Here is a 19,399-nt window from a genome sequence, read left to right as displayed (position 1 = left end):
TCGCGAACCACCTCGGGATTCATCGCGCTTGAGAAATCGTGGTAAACAAGCCATCCTGCAACCAAGTTTTGTCGACTCGCGCGATTGTGACCGCCGGGATGGGCACCAATTGTTTCTGAAATGCACGAGGCTTTCGCCATGTCCCAAGTTTTCCCTTTTCCAACTCAGGCCAGCAATCCAATTGCCACCGCATTATTGCTGATATCCCTGGGACTGGCCCAACCTGCAACTGCACAGGACGAAGGAGCGGCACCGAAAGTTACGATTGCGGCCGCCTACACCGAAGAAATCACCGACGAGGCTTCCTTCATAGGGCGCGCTCAGGCGATCAATAAGGTCGACATCGTCGCCCGCGTGAACGGTTTTCTCAACAGCCGAAATGTCGAGGATGGGGCAACGGTCAAAGAAGGCGACCTGTTGTTCACCATCGAACCGGACCTTTACGAAGCGACATTGGAGGCCCGAAAAGCTGATCTGAACCGGGCCGAGGCAAATCTTGAGTTGGCCAAGGTTGACCTGGCGCGTAAGGAAGAGCTTTACAAGCGCGACGCGACACCTGAATCCGAACGTGACATCGCGCGGGCAAACGAACTGGTCGCCGAGGCTCAGGTCAAGGCCGCAAATGCAGCGATCCAGCAGGCCGAACTGGACCTCAGCTATACACAGATCCACGCGCCTTTTGATGGGCGTATCGGCAGCATCACCACCAGTGTCGGTGATGTGGTCGGCCCGACCAACCCCCCACTGGTGAACATTGTCAGCGAGACGCCAATCTATGTGAATTTCTCGCTGAACGAAAAACTTTTCACTTCGGTTCTTCAGACCGTTGGCGCAAATTCCGCTTCTCTTGCTGACAGCCCGCAAAGCCCCAATGTGCATATTACGCTGCCAAATGGAACCAAGTTGGATGAAACAGGCAGGATCGTATTCGTTGACAATCGTATCGACCCGTTAACCGGTGCGATCACAATGCGCGCCCAGTTCGAAAATGCCGACCGTTTGATCCTGGATGGTGCATTCGTGAATGTGCAGATTGAAGCGCTGCAACCAACCCTGCAAGTTCTGGTGCCGCAAGCTGCACTGCAACGCGACCAGCGTGGTGACTTTGTTCTTGTAGTAAACGACAAACAGATGGTGGAGCAGCGATACATCACCACAGGCAACACGGAAGGTACTGCCATCATCGTTACGGAAGGCTTGCGTGAGGGCGAAAGCGTGATTGTCGAGGGCCTGCAACGGGTCCGCCCCGGCGTGGCCGTTGACGCGGTCTTCGCTTCTGAACAGCCGGGAGAATAAACGATGTTCTCAGCCCTGTTCATTAGCCGGCCAAAGCTGGCGTTTGTCATCTCGCTGGTACTGACCATCATGGGTGGCATCGGCTATCTGGTGCTGCCGGTCGCGCAGTTCCCTGACATTACCCCGCCCGTCGTCAACGTATCCACCAAATATACCGGCGCAAATGCGGAAACAGTGGAAAACACTGTTGCCGCACCGATCGAGGCGCAGGTCAACGGTGTGGACGACATGATCTACATGACGTCCAGATCGTCTGACAACGGCTCGTATTCATTGGACGTAACCTTCGAAGTTGGCACCGACCCCGATATCGCCTCGGTCAACGTGCAGAACCGGGTGGCGCAGGCAATGTCGTCGTTGCCCGCCGAAGTGACATCTTCGGGCGTTGTCACACAAAAATCGTCGACCAACATGCTGATGCTGGTCACGCTGACCTCGCCCAACGGCACCTATGACAGCGTGTTTCTTTCCAACTATGCCTCGATCAACCTGCGCGATGCGCTGGCGCGTGTGCAGGGCGTGGGCAAGGCTGATGTTCTGACCAACCTGGAATACGCCATGCGGGTCTGGATGGACCCGGACAAGATGGCAGCCCTGTCCATCACACCAGGCGATGTGATCAACGCGATCCGCGAACAGAATATCGAAGTGTCCGCAGGCTCGATTGGTGCACCGCCTGTTCCCGAAGGCCAGACCTTTCAATACACGATCAAGTCCAAAGGGCGACTGACGTCAGCCGAAGAATTTGGCAACATCGTGATCCGTACCGGAGATGCCGGCGCAATTGTCCGCGTAAGGGACATCGCCCGGGTTGAGCTTGGTGCACAGTTTTACTCGGCGTCCGGTTATTTTCAGTCCGTGCCCGCCACCGTGATCGGTATCTATCAGGCCCCCGGCGCAAACGCCCTGGCCGTTTCAGAGCGCGTGCAGGCGGAACTGGAGCGGCTGTCCCGCGCATTCCCGACGGATGTGGAGTATGATGTCCCCTTTAACACGACAGACTTTGTCGAAGCTTCTTTGAATGACGTCGTATCGACACTGATCCTGACCTTTACCCTCGTGATCTCGGTCGTTTTTGTGTTCCTGGGAAGTTGGCGCGCGACGATCATTCCGGCGGTTGCCATCCCGGTCTCACTGATCGGCACGTTTGCTTTCTTGCTGGCCTTCGGCATGTCTTTGAACACGATCTCGCTGTTTGCGCTGGTTTTGGCCATCGGCATCGTGGTCGATGACGCCATTGTCGTGGTCGAAAACGTCGAGCGCATCATCGCTGATGAGGGGCTGCCCCCAGCCGAAGCCACCCGTAAGGCTATGGGGCAGATCACCGGCCCCGTCATCGCGACCACACTGGTTCTGTTGGCGGTGTTCGTACCGGTGACCTTCATGCCGGGTATCTCCGGGCGGCTGTACTCTCAGTTCGCTGTTACGATCTCGACCGCTGTTGTAATATCATCCATCAACGCGCTGACACTGTCGCCCGCGCTGTGTGGGCTGGTCCTTAAGGCCCGCTCGGGGCCACCCAAGGGGCTGCTTGCGCTGTTCGAAAATCTCATTGGTGGCGTTCGCAATGGCTATGTCGCCATTGTTCGCAAACTGCTTGTCTTTCCGGCTATCGCGCTAGCCATCGTGGTTGGGCTCGGCATGGGAACAGGGGCAATCATGTCGAACACGTCAGCTGGGTTTATCCCGCTGGAAGACAATGGTTATCTCTTTGTTGACGTACAACTGCCTGACGCCGCGACGCTGGAACGGACCGAGGCCGTGACAAAGCGCCTTGATGACCAGATACGCGAGATCCCGGGTGTGTCCAGCACCGTTCTGATCAATGGCTTCTCATTGCTGAACGGCACAATCACCAACGGCGCTGCGATCTTCGTGAACCTCGACAACTGGAGCGAACGGCAGGAGGAAGACCTGAGCGCCGAAGCCATTTTGGCTAAGGTGCTGGCCATCGCGAATAATGAGACCGCAGCCTCGACCGTTGCCTTCAACCCGCCACCAATTCAGGGTCTCGGCATGTCGGCCGGGGTCGAGATGGAGGTGCAGCAAACCGGCGGCGGTTCACCGCAGGATCTGGCATCGGCTGTGGGGTCGTTTGTCTATTCGGCCAACCAACGACCCGAGATCGGGCAAGCCTATACGACATTCCGTGCCAACGTTCCGCAACTTTTCGTCGACCTGGACCGCGAGAAAGCCAAGACACTGGACGTCTCGGTGGCTGAGATTTTCCAGACCATGCAGGCCCAGCTGGGGTCGTATTATGTCAACGACTTCAACCTGTTTGGTCGCGTCTATCGCGTAATGATCCAGGCGGAAGGCAGCTATCGCGACAATGTCGATGACATTGCCAGCCTCTATGTGCGTTCACAGAAGGGCGACATGGTGCCACTGGGTACCCTGATTGACGTGGAAAACGTTTTGGGGCCGGTTCTGCTGAAGCGACATAACCTTTTCCGGTCGGCAACGGTGACAGCGGTGCCAGCGCCGGGCCTGTCCAGCGGCGATGCGATCACCGCGATGACAGAGGTCTCTGCTTCGGCTCTGCCGCCGGGATACTCGTTCGAATGGACGGGAACGGCACAACAACAATTGGCGTCCGGCAGCTTGGTGATCGTCATTCTGGGGCTGGCTATCCTATTCGGTTACCTGTTTCTGGTTGGACAGTATGAAAGCTGGACTATGCCGGTCTCGATCCTGCTGTCTGTGGTCGTGGCCCTGTTCGGGGCGGTGGCCGCGGTTGCCATCGTTGGCAGTGACATCAACCTCTATACGCAGATCGGTATGATCATGCTGGTGGGCCTTGCTTCGAAGAACGGCATTCTGATCGTCGAGTTTGCAATGGAACAGCGCGCCAAGGGTCTTTCGATCAAGGACGCTGCCGTCGAGGCAGCTCATCAGCGGTTCCGCGCTGTCATGATGACCGCCCTGTCTTTCCTGCTAGGCGTCGTACCGCTGCTGGCTGCCAATGGTGCGGGTGCGGCCAGCCAAAAAGCCATCGGTGTCGCCGTGTTCGGTGGCATGTTGGCCGCGACGCTGGTAGGCGTGATCGTGGTGCCTGTCCTCTACGCCCTGATGCAAAGCATGCGTGAGTGGCTGAAAGGCAGCAAAAACGATCCCGGCCCTTCAGAAGAAGCGGCCTGATCCGATCAAAGCCCCGCCCATCAGCGGGGCTTTTTTCTGGCGTCAGTCTGTTCTTCCCCGCCGACGTTCAGAGAGTTCGTGGATCACCACCTTTGCCTCTGGTGTCGGTGCCTGCTCGACCCGGCGATAATCCGATCCATCCCGGTTCCGTGTCAGCAGCCCACAGGAAATCATGGTCCGGCGCAGGGTTGCAGGGTCATCAAAACAATGTTCGGCATTGAGGCACGCGTTGACGTCACCCTCTTGCAGCACCGCGGCTGCCGGTACCGCAGACCAGAGCCCCCACAAGGACAAAGTCTGCACCAATCGTTTTGACGGCCATTGCCGAAGTCTGCCCTGCCCGTCGAACAGGTGCAATGTGCGCTCAACCGTGCGCATGTCAGCAACTGGTTGTTTCGGGCGGGCCTCGGTCCGCCGGGCAGCGGCACTGGTGGCGCGCATATGTTGCACGTTCTGAAACCCGGCGGCACGGGCGACCATATTCATCAGGGTCAGGTGCGACGGGCTGGAGTCGCCAAGTTGTTGGGACAGGATACGCACGAATCCGGTCAGATCATCGGCGTGCAAGGGTACAGGAGTTTTGCTCATCACAAATCCATATCGGGCGTTTTGCGCGATCGTTGGTCGCTGACTTGACGAAACAACGCCCTGATGGTTGCGATAGTTTCACATACACTGGCAGGTTTAGCACTCTGGGTAAGAGCAGCGACGCCTCGGTGTCTGCCGACCGTATCCAACGGCTAGCACAACACTCATCACGCGCCAAGAGGATAGAAAGATGGATCAGGTCGAGCCGGGGGCCAGCCGTTCAGTCATCCAGCCGTCGATCCGCGCATTCTGCTCGGCATTCAGTCGCAGGCCCAGCTTGTTGCGCCGCCAGACGACATCTTCGGCGGTCCGTGCATATTCCTTGTCCATCAACCACGCGACTTCCCGCGCGGTCAGGGTTGCGCCAAAATCCTCACCCAGATCAGACAGCTGTTGCGCATCCCCAAGGACATCTGTTGCTTCGGTTCCATAGGCCCTGATCAGGCGTGCAGCCCAGGCGGCACCCAGAAACGGATACGCGGCCTGAAGCTGATCAGTCAGGGCTTCAACAGCGTCAACCGGAAAGTCACCGCCCGGCAGCGCCACACCAGCGGTCCAGGGGCCCGGCATATTCGGAAAGAATTCACCAACCTTCTCCAGAGCACTTTCCGCGAGCCTGCGATAGGTGGTGATCTTGCCGCCAAACACGTTCAAAACAGGCGCCCCACCCTGCGCATCGACTTTCAGCGTGTAATCTCGCGTTGCTGCGGTGGCACTGCTGGCACCGTCGTCATAAAGCGGCCGCACACCGGAATAGGTCCACACAACATCTTCGCGGGTCACAGGGCGCATGAAATACTTCGATGCGAAGGCGCACAGATACTCCTGTTCGACCTCGGTACAGACGGGTTTCGTGTCAGGGTCCGGATGATCCTGATCCGTTGTGCCGATCAGGGTAAAGTCCTGCTCATACGGAATGGCGAAAATGATGCGGCCGTCTTCGCCCTGAAAGAAATAACACTTGTCGTGGTCATACAGCCGGGGTGTCACAATATGGCTGCCCCGAACAAGCCGAACACCCTCGCGTGAGTTCACACGGATCTTGGTCTGGATGATGTCCCCGACCCAAGGGCCACCCGCATTGATCAGCATTCTGGCCCGGACAAGACGGGTTTCGCCGCTGTTGCGATCACGAAGTGATACCTGCCAAAGGTCGTCCAACCGCTCGGCCGAAATCACCTCGGTTCGCACCATGATCTGCGCACCGCGCGCCTCGGCGTCGCGGGCATTCAGAACCACCAACCGCGAGTCTTCGATCCAGCAATCAGAATATTCGTATGCCGTTTCGAACGTGTCCTGTAGCGGGACGCCTTCTGGTGCCGATCGCAAGTTCAGCGACGTGGTGCCCAGCAGAATTTTGCGACCACCCAGATTGTCATACATGAACAAACCCAACCGGATCAGCCAGGCCGGACGCCGCCCGCGCATCCACGGCATGACCGTGCTGAGCAGCCGTGAGGTCGGCGTTTCCGAGTCAAACCGCATGTCCTTATGGTATGGCAGCACGAAGCGCATCGGCCAGCTGATATGCGGCATCGCGCGCAACAGGGTTTCACGCTCGATCAGGGCCTCACGGACCAGACGGATTTCGAAATATTCCAGATAGCGCAACCCGCCATGAAACAATTTGGTCGAGGCTGATGACGTCGCTGAAGCCAGATCATTCATCTCTGCCAAAGCAACTGACAGCCCGCGGCCAGCAGCATCCCGTGCGATGCCGCAACCATTGATCCCGCCACCGATGATAAAAAGGTCCGTTATCTGAACGTCCGCTGACTGCATGCCAATGATTCCTTGTCAGGATGGATGATAGGCATTTGCCAGAACATCCTTCGTATGGTCAATGTTTATGTTCGAATTTTTTCGTTTTACAACACTGATCTGAAATTTTCGCATGCCGTTCTTGCAAAACCGGCCAGAAAGAACAAAAACGAAAAGAAACACTTCAAGTCTGGAAACACCCATGTCCCTGTCTTTCCGCCAATCTGACATTCTGGACATTGCCGGGGCCGAAGGCCGCGTCACCGTTGACGGGTTGGCCGAAAGATTTGGTGTCACGGTCCAGACGATCCGGCGCGACCTGACCGAGCTGGCCGAGGCAGGTAAACTGGATCGGGTGCATGGCGGCGCGGTTCTGCGCTCGGGCGTTTCCAACATCGGATATGAAGACCGCCGCGCCCTGAATTCCGACGCCAAAACCCGTATTGCACAGGCTTGCGCCACCGATATCCCCGACGGTGCGTCGATCTTCATGAACATCGGGACCTCAACCGAGGCCGTGGCGCGGCAATTGCTGCACCACAAGAACCTGATGGTTGTGACGAACAACATGAATGTCGCAAACATTCTGATTGAGAACCCGGATTGTGAGGTCGTCATGGCTGGAGGCGTCCTGCGGCGCACAGACGGCGGGTTGATCGGGACCCTGACTGTTTCGACCATTCGGCAATTCAAATTTGATCTTGCCGTGATCGGCTGTTCAGCTTTGGACACTGACGGAGATCTTCTGGACTTCGACTTTCAGGAGGTACAAGTCAGCCAGACCATCATTGCGCAGGCACGCCGAACTTTTCTGGTTGCCGACCATTCAAAGTTTCACCGCTCGGCCCCGGCGCGCATCACTTCCTTGGCTGAAATAGACGCGATCTACACTGATGCGCCGTTACCTGGCGATCTGCACCTGCGCAGTCAGGAATGGCAAACGGACATCGTACTGTGTAACTAGCGGACATTAAGAATAGTCTCAAAATTACCACGTCGCTTGCCAGATGCCACCCGGCCTGACACTATCGTCTGCATAAAGATATGTGCACGGGAGGGGAGCACCGGGCCATGATTGCGCTTTTATTTGCACTACTTACCGCCACGATGGGGCTCAACTATTTCAACATGACGAAGGCAGGCAATGCGCTGTTCTTTGTTACAATTGCCCTGAGTGTCTACTGGTTGAAGTTCCACGCCACCAGTCAGCTGACAATTCAGCTTTGAGGGCCTCGTCATGACACCTGAACTGTCACGAACATTTAACGCGATCGGAATGTTGGCCGTCTGTCTCGTTCTGGCGCTGGCGTTTTTTTATCAACTTTTCCTTTACGAACTGCCTTGCCCGCTTTGCCTGTTGCAGCGTGTCGGCTTTGTTGCTGTCGGCGTCGGGCTGGGCTTGAACCTGCTGTATGGCGCGCGACCGCAGCACTATGCCATCATGCTGATTGCAGCTTTGTATGGCGGCAGTGTTTCGATCCGGCAAATCCTGTTGCACATTGTGCCGGGAACCGGCCACTATGGATCGCCCGTTCTTGGACTGCATTATTACACTTGGGCGGGCATCGCCTTTTTCCTAGTCCTGCTGGGTACGTCGTTCATGCTGCTGTTTGATCGCCAATATGTCTCGGGCGCGACCAGCGAGATACGATTTGGGGGAAACAAGCTGGCAAAAACCGCCTTCTTTGTCATGCTGGCACTGGCCGTGCTGAACGCCGGTTCAACTCTGCTGGAATGCGGACCGGGCATTTGTGATGACCCGCCCACCGACTACAAGTTGATTGACGAACTGAAAGCGAATGACTGAGGATACCCTAACCTTCCCCTGATGGAGGCACACGCATGGGACTACTGGGCCAGCCGCTGGGCTATTATGACTATCTGACATTGGCCGCGCTGATCCTGCTGCTTGCAGCAGTTATGGCGCTGTTCCTTTTCATTATGGGCCTTCCGGGGCGGATCGCGATCAAACGCAATCATCCCCACGCCGAAGCTGTAAAGATCATGGGATGGATGGGGTTCTTGGCTGTCGTGCCTTGGGTACACGCCTTCATGTGGGCTTTTCACGATGGCGTCACGGTCGATATTCGCCGCGGCCCGGACGAGGAAAAAGATGCCATTCGCGATGAAATCAAACGCCTGGGCGGCAAGGTCAAACCCGAATACCAGAATCGTCTGGACACAGACGACACACAACCCAGTTAAGACCGAAGGACCCTAATTCCTATGTTCGTCGCCCTCGGCATCACGCTGTTCTACATCATTTTCGTCTGGCTCATTTTCTTCAAGCTGGAATGGCTGAAGTTCAACATTGCCTGGGGCATTGTTTCGTTCTGGGTGGGCGCACATCTGCTGCTGATCTTCCTTGTGGCGTTGCGCTTCTTTCAGCCGTTTTCGGCAGACAGCCACGTGGTGCGTTCGACCATACAGATCATCCCAAAGCTGACACAGCCGACGATCCTGTCCGAGGTTCTTGTTGAACCGAACACACCGGTCACAAAGGGCGATCCGCTGTATCGGTTCGACGATACGGTGTTTTCGCTGGCGGTCGATAATGCACAGGCCCAGTTGGTGGCGGCAGCGCAGAATGCCAAAATCCTTGAACAGGATGTTATCGCGTCGACCGAAGCTGTCGAACGGGCCAATGCACAACTGGCTTATGCGCAAACCCAACAGGCGCGGTATGAGAACCTTGTTCCCGCCGGAGGTGCCCGTCAGGACGACCTCGACCGTTGGAACGAACAGGTGACGGAAGATCAGGCCGCCGTTAAACAGGCCGAGGCGAACCTGGCCAAGGCTCAGCTGGCGCTGGAATCGCAGATTGACGGCGTGAACACCGGCATCCTTCAGGCGCAGGCGCAATTGGCCGAAGCCGAATATTTTCTGGAAAACACAACAATCTATGCGCCTGAAAATGGCATGATCGTCTCACAGCAGGCTCGCCCCGGATTGGTAGTCGGTGACGTCCGATTGGGTGCGATTGCCAGCTTTGTGACTGATGAAAGCCCTTATATCCTTGCCACGTTCCGCCAGCAGAACCTGAAATTTGTCGAGCCGGGGCAAGAGGTCGAAGTTGCACTTGATCTTTATCCCGGTGAAATCCTGACGGGCAAGGTCGAAGCGATCTGGTGGGCCACCCGGCAGGGGCAACTCATCCCGTCGGGCCGCCTGCCCGGTTTCGAGCTGCCCAAACTGCCCGGTCGGATTGCGGTCCAGATCACCGTCGATGTTCCGGAAGACCACATTTTCCCAGCAGGTGGTCATGCCGCAGTGGCGATCTATACAGGCCAAGGCAAAAGTTTTGAGTTTCTGAGGCGTATCAACATCCGTCTCTATTCCTTCGCCAACTTCATCCGACCTCTGGATATCTGAGGATGCGCGCCATGACACTCCGCAGGTTGTTGGGAACCGCCATTTGTGCCGCCACTCTCGCGGCCTGCACACCCGTTGGGCCGGATTTCGTGCGCCCCAACTCACCGGTCGTGAAACAGTGGATTGAGGTCAACAACCCCAGCGCCGGTCAAAGCGGGCTGACGTCGCGCAGTGCGCCTGTCGTGAAATGGTGGCAAACATTCAATGATCCTACCCTCAACAAACTGATTGCCGAGGCCTACGCCCAGAACCTGACACTTCAGGTCGCTGGCGCGCGGGTTTTGCAGGCCCGTGCACAACTGGGTATCGCCTTTGGCGAGCTTTACCCGCAGTCGCAGGCCATTGGCGGCTCGCTTGAACGGCGCCAGATCAGCGACAATCTGGGGCCGATTTCGGATGTCAATCGCGTCATCCCGCTGGATACCGAATTCTCGACCTCGCAAGTCGGCTTCGATGCCCAGTGGGAGTTGGACGTCTGGGGCGCGCAGCGGCGCGGCGTTCAGGCCGCGCGATCCAATCTGGCCCTGCAAGTGGCGAATTACGACGACGCGTTGGTGACGCTGACCGGGGATGTCGCCGCGCTTTACGTCAATATCCGGGCGTTGCAAGAGACGCTGGCAATTGCGCGTGAGAACATCAAATTGCAGCAGGATTCGGCAGACCTGACTCAGCTGCGGTTTAACAATGGCGTCACCACGGAACTGGACGTGCAGGAATCCACCGCCCTGCTGAACAACACTAAGGCGCTGGTACCCGAACTGGAAAGCGACTTGCAACAGACCAAGAACGCGCTTGCGGTGTTGTTGGGCACGACACCTTCACGCATGACCGGTCTGTTGGGCAATTCCGGCCACATCCCATCGGCCCGAGCAAATGTGGCAGTGGGCGTTCCCGCTGAATTGCTACGCCGCCGCCCGGATGTGCGCGCGGCTGAACTGGCGGCAGCCACGCAATCGGCACAAGTGGGCATCGCGATGGCGGACCTGTATCCCCAATTCATCCTGTCTGGCGCGATCGGGCTGCAGGCATCCGGCGGGCGCGATCTGTTCAGCGGTGGCAGCACAACCGGTCTGGCCAGTGCCGGTGTGGTCTGGAATGTGCTGAACTATGGCCGCATCAAGAACAATGTTCGCGCGCAGGACGCCGCTTATCAGGCGCTGATTGCGAATTATCAGAACACTGTGCTGACCGCTTATTCCGAAGTTGAAAGTGCCATGGTCGCTTATGCGCAGGCACGTAAGCAGGTCGGGTTCTATCAACAAAGTGTCGAGGCCTCACGCAAAGCTGCCGAAATCGCCGTCAGCCAGTATACAGACGGCATTGCCGATTATTCGCGCGTGCTGAACACCCAGACCGCGCTATTGCGGTCGCAGGCCAATCTGATCGAGGCACGGCAGCAGGTATCCAGCAATCTGGTGGCGGTTTACAAGGGCCTGGGCGGCGGATGGCAGATCCGGCAAAACCAGGAATTCCTGCCCGAAACCGTTCTGGCCGAGATGGCCTATCGCACGGACTGGGGCGATCTGCTGCAGAAAACCCCAACCCGCGCAAGCCTGAATTAAGTGCTACTTGGTTAACCCGCGCAATCCGCCCGAGATCAGGATATTGACCTCATACAGAATTCGGGGCGCGGCCAGCCCGCCGGGGCTGGCCAGATAATTCGGGCTCCATTCCGGATCGAACTTCTGCTTGAACGCGCGCAGGCCTTCAAAATGGTAGAATTGCTCGCCATGTTCGTAAACGAACCCACCGATGCGGTTCCAAAGCGAAGCAAGCTGACGGTTTTCGATCCCTGAAAACGGTGCGGCACCCAGTGAAAACCAGTGAAACCCCTGCTGCGCGCCCCAATCCATCATGTCGGCGAAAAGAGCGTCCATAAGGAAACTTGGGCTATCGGGTTCATAGCGCATAAGATCCAGCGACAGCTCCGACTTGTTCCCCCCTTGGAACAGATTGGCAAAGGCCATGATCTTGCCGGTGTTGCCATCACGCAGGATAGCATGATCGAAATAGGACAGGTATTCATCATCAAATCCCCCCAGCGCAAAGCCCTTTTCTGCACCGGCCTTTTGCGCAAGCCAGCGGTCTGAAATCCCACGCAAGTCTGACAACAGAGGCGCCAGTTCTTCCTTCGGAACAATCTCGAACACATATCCTTCGCGTTCAGCACGGTTCTTGGCTTGCCGGAACCGCTTGCGCGACTTTCCGTCCAGCGAGAAATCGTGCAAAGAAACCCGCGCAACCTCGCCAATTTTCAGGATCGACAGTCCAAGATCCAGAAAAGTTGGCAGATATTTGGTCGAGACACTGTAGAACGCGCAAAGTTTACCTTCGCGATCCGCCATTTCCCGAAGCTGCCAAATCAGTTGCTGCCCGGCACCCTCGTCACCAACCGGTTCTCCTTTCGAAATCAGCGCATTGCCTGTGTCGGCGTAGGCAATAAACGCGGTCTCATCCGGTGAGATCAGGAATTGCTTGTCACCGGTAAGCGAGATTTGGGATTCCGTATCCTCACTCTCCATCACTAGCCGCTCGACAACCTCTGGGATTTCAACCCGCTGTGGTGTCGGAATCTCACGCCCGAACAGAGAGTTCATGGCAACAATGCCCACGATCACGGCCACGACAAGGCTGGACCGCAAAAAGCGCGAGGCGTCACCGTTCCAAGCAAACTGCCACCACAGATCATTTTGGTATTCGACATGCGAATATGCAAACAGCCCGATCCAGAAAATCACCGCCAGCAGAACTACGACACTGATCAGCCATGGGATGTTCAACCGAAATATCGACGCGCCACTGACCCGGTAGAACGCACCGCGAAACATGGCCAGCAGACCAATCGTTCCCAGCATCGAAAGCGCTTCGTGGATGTCGAGCCCCTTTGCAAGCGAAGCAAAGAATCCCGCCCCCATCAACACCATCGCAACGACCCATGCCCTGTAGAGCTTGCGGAACAACCCGCGCGAGACCAGCAACAGCAATACGCCTACGACGCTGCCTGCAAGATGCGAAGCCTCGACAAATGACAGGGGCAGCAGATCTTTCAGCGTGCCGAGCTTTTGCGCCCCCGCTGGCAGCGCGCCCGACACCAGCAAGATCACCCCGGCCACTGCGGCAACCCCGGCCGCGACCATTGGAACCATGGGGCGGATCACACGATAGACCCAAACCGCGGCACCGCCGATCATGTGTCTTTGGGTCAAGACCGATGCAACGGCAATGGAAAGGCTGGCGACTGCAAATGGCAAAAAAGTGTAAACCACCCGGTAAAGCAGCAACGCAGCAATCACATCCGAACGACCCGACGCCCCCAGACCGGCAATCAATGTCGCCTCAAACACGCCGATCCCGCCCGGCGCATGGCTCAGGATTCCAACGGCAATGGCAGCGATATAGATGGTGAAGAAATACGGGTACCCGACCCCCAAATCATCCGGCATCAGTACGTAAAGCGCCATGGATGCGCCAAACAGGTCGCCGATGGCAGCCAACGTCAGCAGGCCCGCCAGTTTGCCTCCGGGCAAATCGAAACCGACACCTGCAACAGCCAACCGTCGGCCACCGCTGGACAGCCAAATGAACATCGCGACAAATGCAACCAGCAAGCACAATCCTATGGTGGTTTCGACCGTTTCGCTGACGGGCATCACCTTGGATATTCCATCCGGGTGCAGGGTCAGCAACAGGCCCAGATTCAGGATCAGACCCATCCAGAACGCCACCCATGAGGTTGCGATTACACCAGCCACCCGGCCAAGATCCAAGCCAAGCGACGCGTATATCCGATACCGGATTGCGGTTCCGGTGATGTAGGAAAATCCAAGGCAGTTCGACACCGCGTATCCACTGGCTCCGGCCATCCCCGCCACAGGTAACGGCACCTTGCCATCCGCCACGCTTTGTACCGCGAACACATCATAGAGCGACAGCGACAAAAAGCTGAACGCTGTCCAGCACATCGCAAAAAACATCAACTTCCATGATGTCGCCGAAATATCTGTCTGGACATCCGACCATTTCACATGGGCCGACAGATCGTGCAAAACCGAAAGGGCAATCCCGGTAATAACGACCGGTATCGCGATGCGCAGCCAGGGTTTCTCCAGTAGACCAGCAAGACGTTCGGCCCACTTTTCGGCCAAAGGTTCGTCACCATTATCAGATGTGGTCATGCCGCAAGCCTTCCGGAAATACTGAACCCTTAATCAGCAAGCAGCCTACCTAAGGGTAAGCCGCACCCTGTCTACTCACGAACTCTGGCACAATTCGCATTTATCTCAAAGCACTAGAGCCGCCCCTTGCGCGTTGACAGCAGCAGGTTCGTTTCCGAACGTGTAACGCCGTCGATCCTGCGAATATGAAACAGAACCTCGTCCAGCTCGGCCAGAGTTTCCGTACTGATTTCGGCAATCAAATCCCAACTGCCGTTGGTCGAATGGACCGCCGTGACCTGCCGCATGGCCCCGATCCGGGACATCACGCGCTCGGTACCGCGCCCCTCGATTTCTAGCATCATCAGCCCACGCACAGGGCTTTGTGCCAGATCCCGACGCGTCAACACAGTAAAACCGACGATCTCACCAGATTGCTTGAGCCGTTGCAAACGGCTGCGCACCGTAGTGCGGGTTACGCCCAGCGTTTCCGACAACTCTGACAGGCTGGCGCGCGCGTCACGCTGCAATGCGCCCAGCAGACGACTATCCAATTCGTCCATATCACTTTCTCATTAAGGAGTTTCCTGAACCATTTTGAGCAATTTGCGCTCTTCACGCAAGACACAGTGACGGCCTAAATGGACCACATGGAACGCAATAACATCATTTTAGTCGGCGCGCCGATGGACGCCGGAAAACGGCGTCAGGGTTGCCGAATGGGTCCTGACGCATATCGCGTGGCCGGGCTGGATCAGGCTTTGACAGATCTTGGTCACTCCGTTTGCGATTGGGGCGACGTGCAACCTGAAGAAACCGGCTTGCCCGAACATCCGCACCTGTTCGCGCTGCCCGAATGCATCGGTTGGACGCAAGCGCTGAGCAAGGTCGCGCTGAAAGCGGCTGATCGGGGCATTCCGATCTTCATGGGCGGCGATCACGCGTTGTCCATGGGAACCGTGACCGGGATGGCCGCTTATGCTGCAAAGATTGACCGCCCACTGTTCGTTCTGTGGCTGGATGCCCATAGTGACTTTCACACCCCCGACAGCACAGACAGCGGCAACCTGCATGGCACACCCGTCGCCTATTTCACAGGAAGGCCGGGGTTCGAGGCATTTCCTTCCTTACCTGCCATCGTGCCAACGGACCGCGTCGGCATGATCGGCCTACGCTCTGTCGACCCGGCAGAACGTTCGGCGCTGGAACAAAACCGGGCCATGCTGGCCGACATGCGCAGCATTGACGAACATGGGATCAAGGCCCCGTTGCTGGCGTTTCTGGACCGTGTCAAAGTTGAAAACGCCCTTCTCCACGTTTCGTTGGATGTTGATTTCCTGGACCCGGCCATCGCCCCTGCCGTCGGCACCACTGTTCCTGGCGGTGCGACCGAGCGCGAGGCTCATCTGGTCATGGAACTGCTGCATGAAAGCGGACTGGTCAGTTCGCTGGATCTTGTCGAACTGAACCCGTTTCTGGATGAACGTGGCCGCACTGCAAAACTGATGGTCGATCTGGCCGCCTCACTTATGGGCCGTCGCGTCTTTGACCGCCCCACCCGGAGTTTCTGATGCTATCGCTACAAGCACCGTCTGCAGCAGTAATGATCCGGCCACATGCCTTTGCCTCCAACCCGGAAACACGCGATGACAATGCGTTTCAAACGCTGAGTATCACGTCGGCCGCAGCCACGTCGGAAGCTGCGAGAGATGAACATGACCAGGCAGTTCAACGCCTGCGCGACACAGGAATCACTGTTCACGTTTTTGATGATTTTGGCGATCTCGACACACCCGACAGCGTTTTCCCAAACAATTGGTTTTCCACACATCCTGGTGGTCACATAGCAGTTTACCCGATGTTCGTGCCGTCTCGCCGACGCGAGCGGCGAACCGATGTCATCGAACTGCTCAAACATGAGTATCGCGTGCAGGATGTCATAGACTATTCCGGGCTGGAACAAGACAACCTTGCGCTGGAAGGGACAGGTGCGATGGTGTTGGACCACATTGCCCGCATCGCGTATACAGTCACGTCCAATCGCGCCGACCCGGTCTTGCTGGAGCGGTTCTGCACTCATTTCAACTATGAACCAATTGCCTTTCAGGCCCGCGACGCAAAAGGCAGGGACGTTTATCATACCAACGTATTGATGGGGATCGGCACTCATTACGCGTTAATCTGCCTCGACATGATATCGGACCCCGACCGTCGCTTGACCATTCGCAATCGGTTAGAGGAATCCGGTCGAACCGTGATTGATCTGACTCATGACCAAATCGCCGAATTTGCGGGGAATGCAATTGAGTTGAAGGGACGCGATGGATTGGTGCTGGCATTGTCGAGCCGAGCGTTAGGCGCCCTCACCCCTGATCAAATCAAAATAATCCAAGCCAGTGCAACGCCTTTGCCACTGTCCGTCCCAACAATCGAAACTGCTGGTGGGTCAGTACGCTGCATGATTGCAGGCGTCCACCTTGCCCGCCGATAGGAGAGTACGATGCAACCTTCTGACAAGGCACTCGTGCCTTTTGTGTCCGTCGACAACATGATGCGTTTGATCCACCACATTGGCGTCGAACAGATGATCGTTCAGATCGCCGATCAAATCGAATCCGATTTCAAACGGTGGGAAAGCTTTGACAAGACCCCGCGTATCCCGGCGCATTCTCCGCACGGTGTGATTGAACTGATGCCCACCTCGGATGGTGAGGCATATGGGTTCAAATACGTGAACGGTCATCCCAAAAACACCTCCGAGGGTCTGCAAACTGTGACCGCATTCGGATTGCTGGCGGATGTTTACACCGGATATCCCACTCTGCTGACCGAAATGACGATGCTGACGGCGTTGCGCACGGCGGCAACGTCGGCTCTGGTCGGACGCTATCTTGCCCCGAAGAATGCCACAACCATGGCCATGATCGGCAATGGGGCGCAGTCCGAGTTCCAATGCCTCGCTTTCAAGGCAATGTGCGGGATCGACACTGTGCGGCTTTACGATACCGATCCCGGTGCAACAGCGAAATGCGCCGCAAACCTACAAGGCAAGGGCCTGACGGTCGTCCCATGCAAGACGCCGGAAGATGCTATTGAAGGCGCTCAGATCATCACCACCTGCACGGCAGACAAGAAAAACGCCACCATCCTCACCGACAACATGGTCGGTCCCGGCGTCCACATCAACGCCATCGGTGGCGATTGCCCCGGCAAGACAGAATTGCATCGCGACATCTTGCTGCGCTCAGACATTTTCGTCGAATATCCCGAGCAAACCCGGATCGAGGGCGAGATTCAGGCGCTGGATGCTGATCATCCCGTGACCGAGATGTGGCAGGTCATGACCGGTGCTGCCAAAGGGCGCACAGACAACCGCCAAATCACCCTGTTCGACAGCGTTGGCTTCGCGATTGAAGATTTCTCAGCCCTGCGTTATGTCAAGCAGGCGATCGAAAGCACCGCATTCTTTGAACCTCTGGACATGCTGGCAGACCCGGACGATCCGCGCGACCTGTTCGGAATGCTGATGCGGGCCGGTTAGGCGCACCTAAGGGGGCTCTGCCCCCGTCGCCCGTGCCGGGCGCCTCCCCCGGGATATTTATTAGCCAGATGAAGCAGGGGATCCGTTCTTCATCTGGCTTTAAATATCCCGGAGCGCGAGGCAGAGCCTCGCATCCCACCTAACCCGCAAGCGATGGCAGGTAGAGTACAATACCAGGGAACGCCACAAGCATTGCTATGGTCAGGGCGTCGGCCACGAAAAACGGCGTCACACCTCTGAAGACATCCTGAACACTCAAATCCGGACGCACCCCGGCGACGACAAAGCAATTCAATCCAATTGGCGGTGTAATCAGGCAGAATTCGGCCATTTTGACTACCAGAATTCCGAACCAGATCGCGCACATCGGCCCAGACATGCCAAACGCACTGTCTGCAGCACTGACCATTTCGCCGCCGTTCAGCGCCATGACCGCCGGATAAACAACAGGTAAGGTCAAAAGCAGCATTCCAATCGCATCCATGAACATGCCCAACACGGCATAAGCCAGCAGAATGCAGATCAAGATCATCATGGGCGACATCTCGAGCCCGGTTATCCAGTCAGAAAAGGCGCCGGGAAGGTCTGCAAACCCTAGAAATCGAACATAGATCAGAACGCCCCAGATGATCGAAAAGATCATCGCGGTAAGCTTGGCCGTCTCCAGCAGCGCGGATTTGAACTCGCTCCACCGCATCCCGTGAAACAGCGCGAAGCAGAAGACAATGAAGGCGCCGATTGCACCGCCTTCCGTCGGTGTGCCCCACGCTTTTTCACCAAACGGGTTATAGACAAAGCAGATGATGATCAGGATGACGGCGACAATAGGAATGGCTCCGGGAAGGGCCGAAAAGCGCTGTTTCCATGTAAAGCCTGTGACCGGGGGACCGACGGATTTAAAGATCACGGCGATCCCGACAATCAGCACGGCATAGATGATCGCTGAAAAAGCACCCGGAATGAACCCCGCCAGAAGTAGCTTCCCGACGTCCTGCTCGACGATGATCGCGTAGATCACCAGTATGGCCGATGGTGGGATCAACGAGGCCAGCGTTCCTCCGGCGGCCACCACACCAGCAGCAAAGCGTTTGTTGTAGCCGACCTTTAGCATTTCCGGGATCGCGATGCGGGCAAAGACGGCAGAGGTGGCGACCGAGGCACCCGAAACCGCGGCAAAACCGGCGGTGGCAAAAACAGTTGAAACCGCCAACCCTCCAGGAACCCAGGCGACCCAGCGTTTGGCAGCTTCAAACAACGCCCGCGTGAGCCCTGCGTAATAGGCCAGATACCCGATCAGGATAAAGGTCGGGATCAGGCTGAGGGTGTGAGAGGCAACTTTGGAATGCGGCACTTGCCCGGCGGTTTTGACCGCAACTGTCAGCGCCTTTCCAAACCGCGCAGGATCATACCCAAACTTGGCCCAAAAAATCCAAACCAGCCCGATAAGCCCGGCCAAGCCCGCAGCGAAGGCCACGCGCATGCCGACCACGACAAAGACCAGAAGCCCGCCCGTAACCCAGAGGCCAATTTCAATCGTGTCCATAAA

16 protein-coding genes are annotated in these 19,399 nt (G+C 57.0%); 11 read left to right on the top strand and 5 right to left on the bottom strand.

All coding sequences use genetic code 11. The features are described 5' to 3' along the window. Nucleotides 1-138 precede the first annotated feature (138 nt). The gene (locus ACR0JI_RS08700) at nt 139-1,296 is read left to right on the top strand and encodes an efflux RND transporter periplasmic adaptor subunit (protein ID WP_480472361.1); all 1,158 of its coding nucleotides are present in this window, start codon (nt 139-141) and stop codon (nt 1,294-1,296) included. A 3-nt stretch (nt 1,297-1,299) separates the two neighbouring features. Further along, on the top strand, nt 1,300-4,437 hold the full coding sequence (locus ACR0JI_RS08695; RefSeq protein WP_480493349.1) for an efflux RND transporter permease subunit: 3,138 nt from the start codon (nt 1,300-1,302) through the stop codon (nt 4,435-4,437). A gap of 42 nt (nt 4,438-4,479) precedes the next feature. Here the strand turns inward: ACR0JI_RS08695 and ACR0JI_RS08690 are convergent, their stop codons facing one another. Both ACR0JI_RS08690 and glpD read right to left on the bottom strand, forming a co-directional pair. Further along, entirely contained in the window at nt 4,480-5,025 is a 546-nt protein-coding gene (locus tag ACR0JI_RS08690) for a DUF2087 domain-containing protein (RefSeq protein WP_480493350.1), read from the bottom strand. Nucleotides 5,026-5,220: 195 nt separating this feature from the next. Next, entirely contained in the window at nt 5,221-6,807 is a 1,587-nt protein-coding gene (glpD, locus tag ACR0JI_RS08685; RefSeq protein ID WP_480493351.1) for a glycerol-3-phosphate dehydrogenase, read from the bottom strand. 181 nt (nt 6,808-6,988) lie between these two features. Between glpD and ACR0JI_RS08680 the strand changes: the two genes are divergently transcribed. The 6 genes from ACR0JI_RS08680 (at nt 6,989) to ACR0JI_RS08655 (ending at nt 11,720) form a co-directional block, all read left to right on the top strand. After that, nucleotides 6,989-7,750: a DeoR/GlpR family DNA-binding transcription regulator gene (locus ACR0JI_RS08680; RefSeq protein ID WP_480493353.1), complete on the top strand. Its 762-nt coding sequence runs from the start codon at nt 6,989-6,991 to the stop codon at nt 7,748-7,750. Nucleotides 7,751-7,857: 107 nt separating this feature from the next. Continuing rightward, nucleotides 7,858-8,013 (top strand): DUF5993 family protein, encoded by a 156-nt coding sequence (locus ACR0JI_RS08675; RefSeq protein ID WP_480493354.1) that lies wholly within the window; start codon nt 7,858-7,860, stop codon nt 8,011-8,013. A gap of 10 nt (nt 8,014-8,023) precedes the next feature. Beyond that, nucleotides 8,024-8,593, top strand: coding sequence for a disulfide bond formation protein B (locus tag ACR0JI_RS08670; RefSeq protein WP_480493355.1), 570 nt, complete (start codon nt 8,024-8,026; stop codon nt 8,591-8,593). 35 nt (nt 8,594-8,628) lie between these two features. Next, the gene (locus tag ACR0JI_RS08665; RefSeq protein ID WP_480493356.1) at nt 8,629-8,991 is read left to right on the top strand and encodes a DUF3302 domain-containing protein; all 363 of its coding nucleotides are present in this window, start codon (nt 8,629-8,631) and stop codon (nt 8,989-8,991) included. 21 nt (nt 8,992-9,012) lie between these two features. Further along, nucleotides 9,013-10,158, top strand: coding sequence for an HlyD family secretion protein (locus tag ACR0JI_RS08660; protein ID WP_480493357.1), 1,146 nt, complete (start codon nt 9,013-9,015; stop codon nt 10,156-10,158). Nucleotides 10,159-10,169: 11 nt separating this feature from the next. Next, the gene (locus ACR0JI_RS08655; protein WP_480472349.1) at nt 10,170-11,720 is read left to right on the top strand and encodes an efflux transporter outer membrane subunit; all 1,551 of its coding nucleotides are present in this window, start codon (nt 10,170-10,172) and stop codon (nt 11,718-11,720) included. A gap of 3 nt (nt 11,721-11,723) precedes the next feature. Here ACR0JI_RS08655 and mprF read toward each other — a convergent pair whose 3' ends face one another. Together mprF and ACR0JI_RS08645 are read right to left on the bottom strand one after the other, a co-directional pair. Beyond that, nucleotides 11,724-14,333, bottom strand: a complete 2,610-nt coding sequence (mprF, locus tag ACR0JI_RS08650) for a bifunctional lysylphosphatidylglycerol flippase/synthetase MprF (protein ID WP_480493359.1) — start codon at nt 14,331-14,333, stop codon at nt 11,724-11,726. A gap of 113 nt (nt 14,334-14,446) precedes the next feature. Then, nucleotides 14,447-14,875: an Lrp/AsnC family transcriptional regulator gene (locus tag ACR0JI_RS08645; RefSeq protein WP_480472343.1), complete on the bottom strand. Its 429-nt coding sequence runs from the start codon at nt 14,873-14,875 to the stop codon at nt 14,447-14,449. A gap of 87 nt (nt 14,876-14,962) precedes the next feature. On the opposite strand from ACR0JI_RS08645, the gene rocF reads away from it, so the two are divergent. The 3 genes from rocF to ACR0JI_RS08630 are packed head-to-tail and all read left to right on the top strand — an operon-like array spanning nt 14,963 to nt 17,853. Next, a complete protein-coding gene (gene rocF, locus ACR0JI_RS08640) occupies nt 14,963-15,883 on the top strand; it encodes an arginase (protein WP_480493559.1) in 921 nt (306 codons plus the stop codon). Beyond that, complete coding sequence (gene ctlX, locus ACR0JI_RS08635; protein WP_480472341.1) at nt 15,883-16,803, top strand: citrulline utilization hydrolase CtlX; 921 nt, start codon at nt 15,883-15,885, stop codon at nt 16,801-16,803. The genes rocF and ctlX overlap by 1 nt, the downstream gene beginning before the upstream one ends. A gap of 9 nt (nt 16,804-16,812) precedes the next feature. Continuing rightward, nucleotides 16,813-17,853 (top strand): ornithine cyclodeaminase, encoded by a 1,041-nt coding sequence (locus ACR0JI_RS08630; protein WP_480476704.1) that lies wholly within the window; start codon nt 16,813-16,815, stop codon nt 17,851-17,853. Between the two features lie 139 nt (nt 17,854-17,992). On the opposite strand, the gene ACR0JI_RS08625 is transcribed toward ACR0JI_RS08630, so the two are convergent. Next, complete coding sequence (locus tag ACR0JI_RS08625) at nt 17,993-19,396, bottom strand: TRAP transporter large permease (protein ID WP_480476702.1); 1,404 nt, start codon at nt 19,394-19,396, stop codon at nt 17,993-17,995. Nucleotides 19,397-19,399 lie beyond the last annotated feature (3 nt).

The organism is Ruegeria sp. N10 (assembly GCF_056531545.1).
Note: the sequence above shows the minus strand (reverse complement) of the source record. Positions and strands in the feature narration are given on the sequence as shown.